This window comes from Phytohabitans kaempferiae, assembly GCF_042433955.1.
GTDB lineage: Bacteria > Actinomycetota > Actinomycetes > Mycobacteriales > Micromonosporaceae > Phytohabitans > Phytohabitans kaempferiae.
Genome location: NZ_JBHLUH010000074.1, coordinates 36,192 through 50,738, shown reverse-complemented (window position 1 = coordinate 50,738; position 14,547 = coordinate 36,192). Strand labels below are relative to the sequence as shown.

Genomic DNA, 14,547 nt, shown 5'->3' with positions numbered 1-14,547 from the left:
CGATAATCATCGACTTGTCACAATCTGGCCCCGGCGTGCGGCGCCGATGCCCTCGGATGCGGAACGGCGGCGGTCCCGAACGCGTCCGGCCAGCACCACTGCGATGAGGGCGATGACCATGAGCATAGAGACCCAGCCGCCGAGATTATCGTATGGTGCGGCATATTCGACGCGCACCACGTGCTCCCCGGCGGGTACTGCGACGGCGGCGAGGCCGTGGTCGGCGGGCACAAGATCGGCCGCGTGGCCGTCGACGGTGGCCTTGAACTGGCCCTGGATCGCGTCCGCTATGACCAGGTATCCGGCACCGCGCGCGGAGACCGACACCTCGATCGCGTCGGTGCCGTCTTCGTCGATCCGGAGGTCGGCCGGTGCTCCGTCGGCCGCCGGCCCGGGCGTGTCGAGCACGACCTGCTCAGGACGGAGCGCGCCGCTCGACAACTGCTCCACGCGGGCCACCCCGTCGGGCTCGACGATCGCCTCGCTGGCCCAGCGGATCCGCGGCGCGGCCTCCCGCCGCTCGTAGATGACCGCCGGCACCGACTCGACCAGGCGCAGCCCGTCGGTCTTGGCGGTGACCGAGCCGAGCGCGACCTGCCCGTCGCTCCCGGCGACGGTGAGCTGACCGGCGAACCCGCTCGTCGTGAAGTCGAGCGTCAGCGGGCTGCCCACCGGGACCTGCTCGGACGCCACCGGGAGGTCGAACGGTTTGCCCTCGGCGAGGCCGCTGGCGAGCCGCCTGGAGTGCCCGACCTCGCGCCCCTCGGTGTCCCGCAGCACCACGTCGATCGTCGCCTGCGGCGAACGCCAGGGCAGCGGGCCCACCGGGGTGATCGTCACCGCGCGCAGCGGCCCCTCGGTGGTGAGCCGCGCCGGGGCCGTGAGCGGGACCGGCGTGCCGCCCTCCGCCCCCGGCAGGCGGTCGCCGAAGACCATCGCGGCGGGGCTGGCGACGAAGTAGCGGACGCCGAGCCGGTCGAGCACCGGGCTGGTCGCCACCTCGGGCAGCGCGGGCAGGTCGAGCCAGGTCGGCGAGGCGAACTGCCGGGTCGGCACGCCCTGGACCAGCTCGGCGAAGCGCTGGTTGACGAACTGGTGCCCGCCGAGCGCGCGGAGCTGGAGCTTGGAGTCGGAGCCGATCATCATGGCCCGCGTGGTGCCGGCGAAGCGCTCGTGGCCGATGTTGTCCAGGAGGTACTGGTGGGTCGCGGTGACCGGGAAGAACGTCTCCTTCTCGACCCGGGGCAGGTAGGGCACGGTGAGCGTGAGCGCCTGGACCGCGGCGAGCACGGGCAGTGTGGCGGCGGCGCCGACCCGCAGCCGGCCCCACAGCGGCTCGCTCCGCCCGCCCGACCACCACACGAGCGCGACCGCGGCGGCGGCGAGCGCGAGGAAGCCGAGGCCGATCAGCACCTCTTCGTTGAGCTGCCGTAGCCGCTCGACCCGCTGCGCCGACCCGCCTGGCGCGACGTATGCGGCGTGCCGCGCCTCGCGGAAGATCACCAGACCGGCGAGACCGACCGCGGCCCAGACGCCGACGGCGTACCCGATGCGACGGCGGCGGTTGCCCTCGACGGCGGTGGCCTCCCGCCGGCGGCGCAGGATGATCTCCAGGCCGACGGCCGCGAGGGCGGCGATCAGCAGCCACACGACGCTGCGCGCGCGGCCAACGAAGTTGGAGGAGAAGACCGGCAGGTGGTGGGCGAGGCTGGCGCCCGGACCGGAGTAGAGGACCACGAGCCACACGCCGAGCGCGACGACCAGGAACGTCCAGGTGGCCCGGGGCAGGAACGCCCGCGCGGCCCACGGCGTGGCGACCGCGACCACGATCAGCACGAGCCCGGCGGCGCCGATGTAGGACATCGACTCGACGAGGTTGACCGGGAGGTACCAGGCGGGCGGGCTGGACGGCTTGACCGTGCCGAGCGCCCACGGCGCGAGCGTGGTGATCAGGCTGGCGGCCGAGAGGTGCTCGTTGGACTCCTGCTCCCGGCCGGCGATGAGCACCTGTGACATCACCGAGGTGAACGGCAGCAGCTGGAACGCGACCAGCGCGAGCGCGCCGACAAGTCCCCCGGCCGCGCCGGCGACCACCCCCGTGATGCGGCGAACCTGGCCGGGGTACGTGGCGAAGGCCCGGACCAGCAGGTAGGGCGCGGCGGTGAAGAGCGTGAACGCGGTGACCGCTGGGAAGCCGCCGGCGAGCATGCCGCCGACCGCGAGGCTGATCAGGGCGGCGTCGCGGACCCGCCGCTCCTGCACGAATCGCTCGGCCGCCCAGAACACGGCCGGGATGAACGCGGCGGTGCGCGTGTGCGGCCAGTTGGTCCACATGATCATGAACGCGCTGCTCGCGAAGACCAGCCCGCCGAGCACCGCCGCCGGGCGACCCAGCCGCAGGCGCCGCAGGAACAGGAACATCATGACCCCGCAGAACAGGGTCTCCAGGAGCTTGACGTAGCCGGGCGCGAGCGAGTCGGGCAGCAGGTAGTACGGCAGTGTGAGCGGATTGGCGAGGCCGAGCGTCGGGATCGCGCCGAGCGGCACGCCGCCGACCACGTACGGGTTCCACGCCGCGATCTCCCCGTCCTTCAACCGCCCAGAGAAGAGCAGTGTGTCCGGAATCACGGCGTTTGTCGTGTCGTCCATGAAGCTGTTCTGCACCTGGATGCCGGCGAAGCCGGTGTCCGCGTACGGGCTGCGCAGCCCCAGCTCGTCGGTGCCGGCGAGCACCGAGCCGCCCCACAACGGCGAGCCGACCGTGCCGAGCGCGAAGAGCACGAATGCCAGCACCCCGACCGTCGTGAGCAGGTCGGGCCGCCACCACCGGCGCGCCGGAGCCCGCCCAGGTGTCGGCCCGCCACCCTCCGCGGCGGGCGTGGCCGGCGCGGACGGCAGCGTGGAGTGCTGTGTTGTCATCGCCCTCTTCCGTATGACTCCTCCACGAGGTGCCCGGTGCGCTCGTGAGGACCGTAGGAGGATACCGGTGCGACCCGTCGAGGGGATGCCCCGCTCCCCCCGGTCAGATCCCTACGACCGCGGCCGATTCCGCCGGCAGGTCCACGACCTCGCCCTCCACTCGTACACCGGGGTCGGTGACCAGCAGGATGGAGCGGGCGGAGGCCGGAAGGGCGAGCCGCTGGGGATGCGGCGCGAGGTTGGCGGCGACGGCCGCGGTGCCGCGCCGCACGACCAGCGACCGGTCCCCCGGCCGCGCGTCGACCCGGTCGAGCCGCGGGTCGGCGAGGTCGGGGTGGGCCCGGCGCAGAGCGATCAGCGCGCGGTGGAAGTCGTACAGCTCGCGGTGGGCGGGCTTCTCCAGCTCGGCCCAGTCGAGGTGGGAGCGGGCGAACGTCATCGGGTCCTGCGGGTCGGGCACCTCGCCACCTCCCCACCCGTGGCCGGCGAACTCCCGGCGCCGCCCCTCCGCCACCGCCTCGGCCAGCTCCGGCTCGGGGTGGCTGGTGAAGAACTGCCAGGGGGTACGTGCGCCCCACTCCTCGCCCATGAAGAGCATCGGCGTGAACGGCGAGGTGAAGAGCAGTACCGCGCCGACGCGCAGCAGCCCGGGGCTGAGCGCCTCGCTGATCCGGTCACCGGTCGCCCGGTTTCCGATCTGGTCGTGGTTCTGGAGGTACGCCACGAAGCGGTGCCCCGGCGTGCGCTCCCGGTCGACCGGCCGCCCGTGCGTGCGCTGGCGGAAGCTGGACCAGGTGCCGGCGTGGAAGAAGGCCCCCTCCAGCACCGCGGCCAGGCAGTCGGTCCCGCCGAAGTCGGCGTAGTAGCCCTGCCGCTCCCCGGTCAGCAGCGTGTGCAGCGCGTGGTGCGCGTCGTCGTCCCACTGCGCGTGCAGGCCGTACCCGCCGGCCTCGCGGGGCGTGACAAGGCGCGGGTCGTTCAGGTCCGACTCGGCGATCAGCGTGAGCGGGCGGCCGAGGTGCGTGGCGAGGGCGTCCACCTCCGCGGCCAGCTCCTCCAGCAGGTGTACGGCCCGGTGGTCGACCAGCGCGTGCACCGCGTCCAGCCGCAGCCCGTCGGCGTGGTAGTCGCGCAGCCACATGAGCGCGCTGTCGATCACGTACCGCCGCACGCCGCCGGAGAGCGGGCCGTCCAGGTTGAGCGAGCGCCCCCAGGTGTTGGTGCCCTCGGCGAGGTAGGGGGCGAAGCGCGGGGCGTACGCGCCGGAGGGGCCGAAGTGGTTGTAGACCGCGTCGACCAGCACGCCGAGCCCCCGCGCGTGGCAGGCGTCGACCAGGCGCTTGAGCCCGTCCGGCCCGCCGTACGCCTCGTGCGGCGCGTACCAGCAGACCCCGTCGTACCCCCAGTTGTACTCGCCGTTGAACGCGTTCACCGGGAGCAGCTCGACCGTCGTCACGCCGAGGTCGACCAGGTGGTCCAGGCGGGTCACCGCCGCGTCGAACGTCCCCTCCGGGGTGAACGTGCCGACGTGCAACTCGTACAGCACGCTGCCGGGCAGGGCGCGGCCGGTCCAGCCGCCGTCGGTCCAAGGGAAGGCGGAGTGGTCGTACACGCGGCTGGGCCCGTGCACGCCGTGCGGCTGCCAGCGCGAGCGCGGGTCGGGCAGGGGCTCGTCCTCGTCGTCGAGGAGGAACGCGTAGTCGGTGGTGGGCGCCGTCGCCCGCCACCAACCGTCCTCGCCCCGGGTGAGGTCGACCTCCCGCCCGCCGTCCAGGCGGGCGCGCACGCGGGACCGTTCCGGCGCCCACACGGCAAGCTCGGCCATGGTCCTTATCCTGCCCGGTGCGCGCGTTTTTATCCCGATTTAGCCCGAGGGTTGATCCACGGCGTGGCGCGTGTTCGCCACGCCCCGCTACGCCGCGGGCAGTTACGCCGCGCGGCGGCGGAGCCACACCGCGGCGTACGGGCCCACGTGCACCTCCGCCGAGTGCCGCTGGCCGTCCGCGGGCGCACCGCCCGCCTCGACCACGCCGAAGTTGCCCACGCCGGAGCCGCCGTACACGCGCGCGTCGGTGTTGACGACCTCTTCCCACGCGCCGCTCTCGGGCAGCCCGACCCGGTGGCCGATCCGCGGTACGCCGGAGAAGTTGACCACGCAGGCCAGCGTCTCCCCGTCGGCGTGCCGCAGGAACGACACCACGTTGGCGGCCCGGTCGTCGTACCGCATCCAGCCGAACCCGGCCGGGTCGGTGTCCCGCGCCCACAGCGCCGGCGACTCCCGGTAGACCCGGTTGAGGTCGCGCAGCAGCGCGGGCGTGCCCTCGCCGGTCAGCGACCAGTCCAGCCCGCGAGCCTCGCTCCACTCCCGGTCGTCGGCCAGCTCGCAGCCCATGAAGAGCAACTGCTTGCCGGGAAACGCCCACATGTACGCCAGGAAGCCGCGCAGCCCGGCCAGCTTCTGCCACCGGTCGCCCGGCATCTTTCCGACCAGCGAGCCCTTGCCGTGCACGACCTCGTCGTGGCTGATCGGCAGCAGGAACTGCTCGTCGAAGGCGTACGCGCCGGGCCAGGTCAGCTCGTCGTGGTGGTACGAGCGGTGCACCGGGTCGCGGCTCACGTAGCCGAGCGTGTCGTGCATCCAGCCCATGTTCCACTTCAGGCCGAAGCCGAGCCCGCCCCAGTCGACCGGGCGGGAGACGCCGGGCCACGCGGTCGACTCCTCGGCGATCATCACCACGCCGGGGTGATTGCGGTACACCGTCGCGTTCAGCTCGCGGAGAAAGTCGATCGCCTCCAGGTGCTCGCGACCGCCGTACGCGTTGGGCTCCCACTGCCCGTAGCCGCGCGAGTAGTCGAGGTAGAGCATCGAGGCGACCGCGTCGACCCGCAGCCCGTCGATGTGAAACTCCTCCAGCCAGTACAGCGCGTTGGCGACGAGGAAGTTGCGCACCTCCCACCGGCCGTAGTCGAACACCAGCGAGCCCCAGTCGGGATGCTCGCCCCGCCGCGGGTCGGGATGCTCGTACAGGCAGGTGCCGTCGAAGCGGGCCAGCGCCCACTCGTCCTTCGGGAAGTGCGCCGGTACCCAGTCGAGCAGTACGCCGACACCGGCCTGGTGCAGGCGGTCGACCAGGTGGCGAAACTCGTCCGGCGTCCCGAACCGGGCCGTCGGCGCGTAGTAGCCGGTCACCTGGTAGCCCCACGAGCCGCCGTACGGATGCTCGGCGACCGGCAGCAGCTCGACGTGCGTGAAGCCGAGGTCGGTCACGTACTCCACGAGCTGGTCGGCCAGCTCCACATAGGAGAGTCCGGGGCGCCAGGAGCCGAGGTGCACCTCGTACACCGACATGGGCCGGGCGTGGTGGTCCGAGCGCCGGGCGGCGACCCAGGAGGCGTCGCCCCACTCGTAGGCGGATTGCTCGATCACCGACGCGGTGCGCGGCGGCGCCTCGGTGGCCCGGGCGAGCGGGTCGGCCTTGTCGACCCACCGCCCGTCGGCGCCGTGGATCCGGTACTTGTACCGGTGGCCGGCCGCGGCGCCGTCGACGAAGCCGGACCACACGCCGCCCAGGCCGAGCCGCTCCAGCGGCACGCCCTCCCAGCCGGTGAAGTCGCCGACCACCTGGACCTCGCGGGCGTTCGGCGCCCAGACCGCGAACCGCGTGCCGGCGCCCTCCACGTGCGCGCCGAGCACCTCCCAGAGCCGCTCGTGCCGGCCCTGGCCGATGAGGAAGAGATCGAAGTCGCTGATCCGGGAGAGGGTACTCAGCATCAGGCGACCGCCAAGAGGTTGCCCTCGCGGATGTTGATCGCCGGGCGCCCCTGCGCCATGCGGGCCTCGGCCTGCGCCGCGTTGAACGCCGGCGCCTGCGCGATGGCCGCGGAGTAGACGGCCGCGGTGCGTGCCGCGATCGAGGCCCAGCCGTAGCGCTCGTGAACCATCGCGCGGGCGCGGTCGGCCATCGTACGGGCCTGGTCGGCGTCGGCCAGGAGCGTGCCCACCGCGTCGGCGAGCGCGTCCGGGTCCTTGGCCGGAAACGTCATGCCGTTGATGCCGGGCGTGACGAACTCGGCGAGCCCGCCGGTCGAGGCGACCGCGAGCGGCGCGCCCGCGGCGGCGCCCTCCAGCGCCACCATGCCGAACGGCTCGTAGATGCTCGGCACCGTGAAGCAGTCCGACGCGGCGATCACGGCGGGCAGGTCGGTGCCGCCGAGGAAGCCGGGGAACGTGACCGTCTGGCTCAGGCCGAGGCGGTGGATGTCCGCCTCCAGCTCCGGCTTGTAGGGGCCGTCGCCGGCGATCACCAGGCGCAGGCCGGGGTGGCGGTCGCGCAGCTTGGGCAGGCTGGCGATGAGGTCCTGCACGCCCTTCTCGTACACCAGGCGACCGGCGAAGGTGAGCAGCGGGCCCTCACCGGCGAACCGCCGGCGCGCGTTGGCGACCGCGTCCGCAGGCACCTGCCAGCGGTCGGTCTCCACGCCGTTGGCCACCACGTCGAGCCGCTCGGTGGGGAGGTCGAAGAGGCGGTTGACCTCCCACTTCATGTACTCCGAGCAGACCACGACGCGGGCCGCCTCCCGGCCCAGCCACCACTCCACGGAGTGGATGGCCTTGTTCATCTCGTCGGGGAGCCAGCCCTGGTGCCGGCCCGCCTCGGTGGCGTGGATGGTCGCCACGAGCGGCAGGTCCAGGTGCTCCTTGAGCGTGATCGCGGTGTGCGTGACCAGCCAGTCGTGGGCGTGGATCACGTCGTACTCGCCGGACTCGGTGGCGCGCAGGGCGGCCCGGGTCAGCGTGTGGTTGAACGCCATCGTCCACGCCAGCAGCGAGGGCGTGGCCAGCGGGAACACGGGCGGGTCCTCGGGAGCGCGGACGATCCGCACGCCCTCGGCGTACTCCTCCAGCGGCGCGCCGGGCGCGTGCCGGGTGACGACGGTGACCTCGTGACCGGCGGCGGCCAGCGAGGTGGAGAGGTGGTGCACGTGCCGACCCAGGCCACCAACGAGGACGGGCGGGTACTCCCAGGAGAGCATCAGGATCCGGCGGCGCCCGTCGGGTGCGCTGCCGCGGTGGGTCGGGGTCTGCGGGAAGGTATCGTTCCGGGCCTGCTGAAGGGTGGGAACTGTCGGGGAGGGACGGTAGGCGCCGTCGGTGGGGTCGACCCGCAGGGTCACACTCTTCTCCTTAAACGCGAATTGGGCACGTGGCTACGCCAGCCGGCGCCTGTGACGGCAGTGCGTGAAAGTCGTGGCCGATTGACCACGTCTAGGAAAAGCCATCCGTGTTTCGCCCGCATTCCGAGGACGTGTAAAGGTGAGCGACGACACGCCGTGCCGCGTCCGCGCAGGCCACGGCGTGTCGCACGCCACTGCCCCGCGTCACGGAGACGTCACCGGGCACGGGGCGGCGCGCCCGCCGGACCGCGGGCGATCCTGAGTGGATGCCCAGACCTCCCCGGCGCCCGGCCGAGTTGGCCGGCAAGATCTTCCTGGCCCGCACCGCCCTTCGCGGGAAGCTGTTGACCCCCGCCGAACTGCGCAGCGCCGCCTGGCGGCCGCTGTTCCGAGGCGTCTACGCGGACGCCTCACTCACGATCGACCATCGGCACCGGTGCCTCGCGGTCTGCTGGTACCTGCTCCCGGCCACCGGCGCGGTCGCGGGGAGGTCGGCGGCCGCCATCTACGGCGCGAGCACCGCCACGACCGACGAACCGGTACAGGTCGTGGTCCCGCGTGGGGTCCGCTTCGGCCCGTTCGGCGGCCTCGACGTACACGCTGCCGACCTTCTCGACGGCGACGTGCGTGATCTCGCGGGCGTACGGGCGACCACGCCGGCCCGTACCTGCTGGGATCTCGCCCAGTGGCTGGATCTGGTCGAGGCCGTGGTCATCGTCGACCTGCTGATCCGGCGTGGGTTGGTGACGGTGACCGACCTGGAGGCGTACGCCAGGCACCGCCGAGGGCATCGCGGCTGGCGGCGGCTGCTGCGGGCAGCCACTCTCGCCGATCCGGGCGCCGAGTCGCCGCAGGAGAGCCGACTGCGGGTACGACTCGTGCTGGCGGGCGTGCCGGCGCCGGTCACGCAGTACGTCATCGAGCGCGACGGACGGTTCCTGGCCCGCGTCGACCTCGCCTGGCCCGAGCAGAAGGTGGCGGTCGAGTACGACGGCCTGTGGCACGCCGCCGAGGACCAGATCCACCGCGACCGCCAACGCCTCAACCGCCTGCTGGGCGCCGACTGGCTGGTCCTGCACGTCACCGCGAAACGCCTGCGTGACGACTTCGACGGCGTGGTCGCCGAATTGCGGGCAGCGCTCCGCCGCCGCGCGCGCTCATGATCCACACAAAATCCCTGACTTTGCTGTCTCCGAGTGCGCTCGAAGCAGCAAAGTCAGGGATTTTGCTGTCTCGCCCTCGGCGAGCGCGCGGGACCGGAGCGACTGTTGTGACAGGGGTCGCTCTTGATGTCTGTGGGAGGGCGTGGCAGCATCACACTCCGAATCAAACTGAACAGTTTGGTTTGACCGGCCGGTCGACCGCCGCGGGGGCGAGGGGGTGTCGTGGAGCTCGACTCGCGACGTGCCCAGGCCAAGCGTGAGCAGATCCGCCAGGGCGCGCTCGCCGCGTTCCTCGAGTCCGGCTTCTCCGGCACGAGCATGGACCACATCGCGGCCCGCGCCGGGGTGTCGAAGCAGACGCTCTACGTCTACTTCCGCAGCAAGGAAGACCTGCTCGTCGACGTGCTCGGCGGCATCGTCGCCTCCCTCGACGAGCGGGCGCCCCTGCTGGCCGACCGCACGGTGACCGACCGCGAGCACCTGCGCGAGGTGCTCTCCGAGGTCGCCTGGGTGATGACCAGCCACCTCATGAGCGACGACTACCTCGCCCTCTTCCGCATCTTCATCGCGGAGATGGCCACCACCCCGGGGCTGCTCGCGATCTGGCGGGAGACCGTGCCGGCCCGCTTCCTCGCCCGCGTCGAGGCCGTGCTCGACCGGGCCCGCGCCGCGGGCGTGATCCGTGATGTCGACCTCGACCTCGCGACCCGCCTCTTCATCGGCCCGATGATGACCTTCGTCTTTCTCGACGGGCTGGCCCGTCCGGGCAACGTCCTCGTTCCGAATCGCAAGCGGCTCGACCAGGTCGTCGAGCTTTACCTGCGCGCCGTAACTTGAGTCCCTCGGAGGCCGGCCCACATGTCCTTCAACCTCGACCACTACAAACAGACCGCCCAGGCAGTGAAGGTCGACGACATCGACTTCGACGACTTCCGCGACCAGCCGCTCTCCGCCGAGGCGCTGCGCTGCCTGCACTACATGACCGACGTGGAGACGCACACGGTCTGCTACCTGCGCGACCTGCTGGTCACCCCGTCGCACCAGAACCCGCGGATCACCGCGTTCCTGACGATGTGGAACTTCGAGGAGTTCTGGCACGGTGACGTCATCGACCGGGTCCTCGCGGTGCACGCCGAGGTCAACGGGCTGCCCCGGCACCGCTCGGTGCGGCTCGCGCAGGGCTTTCGCGGCAACGTGATCGCGCCGATCAGCCAGTGCCTCACCGCGGCCGTGCTCGGCGAGGACTTCATCGCCACGCACATGACGTGGGGCGCGGTCAACGAGTGGTCGGCGCACGCGGCGTACGGCAGGTTGATCGAGCTTGAACAGCATGCGACGCTGACCACGATTTTGCAGCGCATCCAGCAACAGGAGAGCCGACACTTGGCGTTCTACATGTCCGAGGCCCGGGAGCGGCTGGCGCGGAGCCGGAAGGCACAGCGGATCACCCGGTTCGCGCTGCGCAGGTTCTGGGCCCCGGTCGGCTCGACGATCACGCCGAAGGCCGAGACGCGGTTCGTCCTCAACCACCTGCTCGGCGGCGAAGGGGGCAACAAGATGGTGCAGATGCTCGACCAGAAGGTCGACAAGCTGCCCGGCCAGCAGGGGCTGAGCTTGGTCTCCAAGGCGGTGCGGGCGTTCGGCGTCCAGGTCGCCACAGCATGAGCGGGAGTCGCGAGGCTACGGGCCCGGACCACGACGGCGGACAAGCGCCGAGCGACGAAGCGTGGCAGGCCCAGAGCGGGCATCTGCGTGGGAAACACGTTCTGCTCACCGGGGGCACGGGGTTCCTGGGGCAGGCGCTGCTGGAGAAGGTGCTGTCGAGCTATCCGGAGACGCGGGTGACGCTGCTGATCCGGCGACGGGGCAGCTCGTCCGGGACCGACCGGCTCAACACGCTGCTCAAGCGCCCGATCTTCGCCAAGTGGCGGGAGTCGGTCGGCGCGGAGGCCGTGGCGGCGATCGTCGCCGAGCGGGTCAGCGTGGTCGACGCCGAGCTGGGCAACACCGACGTGAGCCTGCCCGCCGACATCGACGCGGTGATCCACGCCGCCTCCACGGTCTCGTTCGACCCGCCGATCGACGACGCCTTCCGCACCAACGTGCAGGGCGTGATCGACCTCTACGAGGCGGTCAAGGCGTCCGGCGCCACGCCGCACATCGTGCACGTCTCCACCGCCTACGTGGCGGGCGCGCGCAAGGGCGTCGTACCCGAGCGGTCGCTGGACCACGACGCGGACTGGCGGATCGAGCTGTCCTCGGCCCGCGCGGCGCGGGAGAGCGTGGAGTGGGACTCGCGCCGTCCCGCGGTGCTCAAGCGGGCGATCGCCGACGCCCGAAAGGACCACGGCAAGTCCGGGCCGCAGAGCACCGCGAACGCCGCCGAGGAGCGGCGGGTCGAGTGGGTCGAGAAACAGCTCGTCGAGTACGGGCGGCTGCGCGCGCAGAGCGTCGGCTGGCCGGACGTCTACACCTTCACCAAGGCGCTGGGCGAGCGCGTGGCCGAGCAGATGCTGACCGGCGTGATGCCGCTGTCGGTGGTGCGCCCGGCGATCGTGGAGAGCTCGCTGCGCCATCCGTTCCCCGGCTGGATCGACGGCTTCAAGATGGCCGACCCGCTTATCCTCGCGTTCGGGCGGGGCATCCTGCCGGAGTTCCCCGGCCTGCCCGACGGCGTGCTCGACGTGATCCCGGTCGACATCGTGGTCAACGCGACGCTCGCGGTCGCCGCCGCTCCCCCGCCGGTCGACGAGCCGGCCTACTACCACGTCGGCTCCGGCGCCCGTAACCCACTCACGTTCCGGGCGATGTACGACAGCGTGAAGGAGTACTTCACCGACCACCCCATGCCCGACGGTGGGCGCGGGCAGATCAAGGTGCCGGAGTGGACGTTCCCCGGCGCGCGGCGGGTCGAGCGGCAACTGCGCACCGGCGAGCGCGTGCTGTCGGTGGCGCAGAAGGCACTGCTCGCGGCGCCGGCCAACAAGCGCACGCGGCGGTGGCAGGACGACCTGACCCGGCAGCAGGACCAGCTCGACTTCCTGCGCAAGTACGCCGACCTGTACGGCGTCTACACCGAGGCCGAGGTCATCTACACCGACTCGAAGCTGCTCGCGCTGCACCGGTCGCTGCCCGCCGAGCGGGTCGACGACCACGGCTTCGACGCGGCCAGCATCGACTGGTACCACTACCTCCAGGAGGTGCACTACCCCGCGATCACCGCCACCATGCGCAAGGCGACCAGCGGACGGCGCACCAGCAGCAACGCGCTGCCGGCGCTCCGGCAGTCACCCAACGGTGGTGACGTGGTGGCGATCTTCGACCTGGAGGGGACGCTGGTCGCGTCCAACGTGATCGAGACGTACCTGCTGGCCCGCCTCTGCGACCTGCCCCGCTCCAGTTGGGCCGGCGAGATCGCCGACCTGGTCCGCAAGCTCCCCCGCTACATGGCGGCCGAGCGGCGCGACCGGGGCGAGTTCCTGCGCACGTTCATGCGGCGGTACGCGGGCGCCGACGAGGCCGGGCTCGCCCGCATCGTCCACGACCGGCTCGGCGACGCGCTGCTGCGCCGCTCGCATCCGGAGGCGATCCGCCAGGTACGCAAGCACCGCGCGGCCGGGCACCGCACGATCCTCATCACCGGTACGGTCGACGTGCTCGTCCAGCCGATCGCCGGCCTCTTCGACGAGGTGGTGGCGAGCCGGCTGCACATGCGCGACGGGCGCTACTCCGGCTTCCTCGAGGCGCCCCCGCTGGTCGGCGAGGCGCGGGCGGCGTGGCTGCGGCGCTACGCGGAGACCTCCGGCGCCGACCTGCCGGCCAGCTACGCGTACGGCGACAGCTACTCGGACCGGCCGCTGCTGGAGGCGGTCGGGCATCCGGTGGCGGTCAACCCCGACCCACACCTGTACCGCCACGCCAAGTCGCGCCGCTGGGCCGTGGCGCAGTGGAAGGCGTACACCCTGCCGGCCGGCGACGTCTTCCTGGAGACGGTCCCGTGACCGAGCGAGGCGAGGGCACCATCAGGCTCGGCAACAGGGGCGCGGACGGCGACCGGACGGCGGAGAACGCATGAACCTGAATCTGGAGTACCACCGATCGCCGATCCGGTACATCACGGCGCGCACCGCGACCGGCACCATCGCGACCGGCCGGGCGGCGGGCTGGTGGGCGGCGAACATGTCGCCGGTGCGGCTGGTCAACCGCCCCGAGCCGCGCCTGCCGGGGCCGGGCTGGACCAGGGTCAAGCCGCTGCTCTCCGGCATCTGCGGCTCCGACCTGGGGCTGCTGACCGGGCGCAACTCGCCGTACCTCAGCGCTCTGATCTCGTTGCCCTTCACCCCCGGACACGAGGTGGTGGGCGAGACGCTGGACCCGCTCCCCGACCTGCCCAAGGGCAGTCGCGTGGTGCTCGACCCGGTGCTCGGCTGCCTCCCCCGGGACGTGAAGCTCTGCCCCGGCTGCGCGGCCGACGAACACAGCCGCTGCGACCACATCACCTCGGGGCGGGTCTCGTCGGCCCTCCAGACCGGCTTCTGCGCCGACACCGGCGGCGGCTGGAGCCGGATGTTCGTGGCCCACGGCAGCCAGTTGCACAAGGTGCCGGACGGGCTGGACAACGAGCGTGCCGTACTCGTGGAGCCGCTGGCCTGCGCGGTCCACTCGGTGCGCCGCGTCCCGATCCCGGACGGCGCGAGCGTGCTGGTCGTCGGGGCGGGCACGGTGGGGCTCTTCACCACGCTCGCGCTGCGGGAGTACACAAAGGCCGGTCCGATCTACGTGATCGCCCGGTACGGCCACCAGCGCGAGCGGGCCCGTGAGATGGGCGCGACCGAGGTGCTCTCCTCCGACCGGGCGGCGCGCGCGCTGCGGCGGGCGACCGGCGGCTTCCTCGCCCGGCCCGAGCAGGGGGCGGAGTTTCTGCTCGGCGGCACCGACATCGCCTTCGACTGCACGTCCGGGTCCGGTTTGGACACCGCGCTGCGGGTCGTCCGCGCCGGCGGTACCGTGCTGTTGTCGGGTATGCCCAACGCCAGCGTCGACCTCACGCCGGCCTGGTTCCGAGAGCTCAACATCGTCGGGGCGTACGCCTCGGGCGGCCACGACTTCGCGGACGCGATGGCGCTCGCGAAGTCCGCGCCGCTGACCGGCTACGTCGACGCCGTCTACCCGCTGTCCCGGTGGCGGGACGCGATCGGCCACGCCAGCTCCTCGGGGCGGCTGGGCTCGATCAAGGTGGCGTTCGACCCGACCAAGGACCAATAAGGGGACCCCATCCGTGAGCGAGCGA

At 72.1% G+C, this 14,547-nt stretch carries 9 protein-coding genes; 5 read left to right on the top strand and 4 right to left on the bottom strand.

Going from position 1 to position 14,547, the window contains the following annotated elements:
• Window positions 1-6: 6 nt before the first annotated feature.
• The 4 genes from ACFFIA_RS34260 to ACFFIA_RS34245 form a co-directional block, all read right to left on the bottom strand.
• Window positions 7-2,919, bottom strand: a complete 2,913-nt coding sequence (locus tag ACFFIA_RS34260; protein ID WP_377259253.1) for a putative glycosyltransferase family protein — start codon at window positions 2,917-2,919, stop codon at window positions 7-9.
• Window positions 2,920-3,022: 103 nt separating this feature from the next.
• Window positions 3,023-4,744, bottom strand: coding sequence for a malto-oligosyltrehalose trehalohydrolase (gene treZ, locus ACFFIA_RS34255; RefSeq protein WP_377259250.1), 1,722 nt, complete (start codon window positions 4,742-4,744; stop codon window positions 3,023-3,025).
• 102 nt (window positions 4,745-4,846) lie between these two features.
• Complete coding sequence (gene glgB / locus ACFFIA_RS34250) at window positions 4,847-6,691, bottom strand: 1,4-alpha-glucan branching protein GlgB (RefSeq protein WP_377259247.1); 1,845 nt, start codon at window positions 6,689-6,691, stop codon at window positions 4,847-4,849.
• Window positions 6,691-7,953, bottom strand: coding sequence for a glycosyltransferase family 4 protein (locus ACFFIA_RS34245; RefSeq protein ID WP_377259495.1), 1,263 nt, complete (start codon window positions 7,951-7,953; stop codon window positions 6,691-6,693). Before ACFFIA_RS34245 ends, glgB begins: the two co-directional genes overlap by 1 nt.
• A 407-nt stretch (window positions 7,954-8,360) precedes the next feature.
• Here ACFFIA_RS34245 and ACFFIA_RS34240 point away from each other — a divergent pair, with 407 nt between their 5' ends.
• From ACFFIA_RS34240 to ACFFIA_RS34220, 5 genes are all read left to right on the top strand, one after another.
• The gene (locus tag ACFFIA_RS34240) at window positions 8,361-9,257 is read left to right on the top strand and encodes a DUF559 domain-containing protein (RefSeq protein ID WP_377259244.1); all 897 of its coding nucleotides are present in this window, start codon (window positions 8,361-8,363) and stop codon (window positions 9,255-9,257) included.
• A gap of 222 nt (window positions 9,258-9,479) precedes the next feature.
• On the top strand, window positions 9,480-10,094 hold the full coding sequence (locus tag ACFFIA_RS34235) for a TetR/AcrR family transcriptional regulator (protein WP_377259241.1): 615 nt from the start codon (window positions 9,480-9,482) through the stop codon (window positions 10,092-10,094).
• Window positions 10,095-10,115: 21 nt separating this feature from the next.
• Window positions 10,116-10,922: a hypothetical protein gene (locus ACFFIA_RS34230; RefSeq protein WP_377259238.1), complete on the top strand. Its 807-nt coding sequence runs from the start codon at window positions 10,116-10,118 to the stop codon at window positions 10,920-10,922.
• Window positions 10,919-13,258, top strand: coding sequence for an HAD-IB family hydrolase (locus ACFFIA_RS34225; RefSeq protein WP_377259235.1), 2,340 nt, complete (start codon window positions 10,919-10,921; stop codon window positions 13,256-13,258). The genes ACFFIA_RS34230 and ACFFIA_RS34225 overlap by 4 nt, the downstream gene beginning before the upstream one ends.
• Window positions 13,259-13,328: 70 nt before the next feature.
• Window positions 13,329-14,522, top strand: coding sequence for a zinc-dependent alcohol dehydrogenase (locus tag ACFFIA_RS34220; RefSeq protein WP_377259232.1), 1,194 nt, complete (start codon window positions 13,329-13,331; stop codon window positions 14,520-14,522).
• Window positions 14,523-14,547 lie beyond the last annotated feature (25 nt).

Bases quoted from the DNA above. Each gene is read 5' to 3' on its own strand.
- ACFFIA_RS34260 (WP_377259253.1), bottom strand. From the start codon at position 2,919: ATGACAACACAGCACTCCACGCTGCCGTCCGCGCCGGCCACGCCCGCC.
- treZ (WP_377259250.1), bottom strand. From the start codon at position 4,744: ATGGCCGAGCTTGCCGTGTGGGCGCCGGAACGGTCCCGCGTGCGCGCC.
- glgB (WP_377259247.1), bottom strand. From the start codon at position 6,691: ATGCTGAGTACCCTCTCCCGGATCAGCGACTTCGATCTCTTCCTCATC.
- ACFFIA_RS34245 (WP_377259495.1), bottom strand. From the start codon at position 7,953: ATGCTCTCCTGGGAGTACCCGCCCGTCCTCGTTGGTGGCCTGGGTCGG.
- ACFFIA_RS34240 (WP_377259244.1), top strand. From the start codon at position 8,361: ATGCCCAGACCTCCCCGGCGCCCGGCCGAGTTGGCCGGCAAGATCTTC.
- ACFFIA_RS34230 (WP_377259238.1), top strand. From the start codon at position 10,116: ATGTCCTTCAACCTCGACCACTACAAACAGACCGCCCAGGCAGTGAAG.
- ACFFIA_RS34225 (WP_377259235.1), top strand. From the start codon at position 10,919: ATGAGCGGGAGTCGCGAGGCTACGGGCCCGGACCACGACGGCGGACAA.
- ACFFIA_RS34220 (WP_377259232.1), top strand. From the start codon at position 13,329: ATGAACCTGAATCTGGAGTACCACCGATCGCCGATCCGGTACATCACG.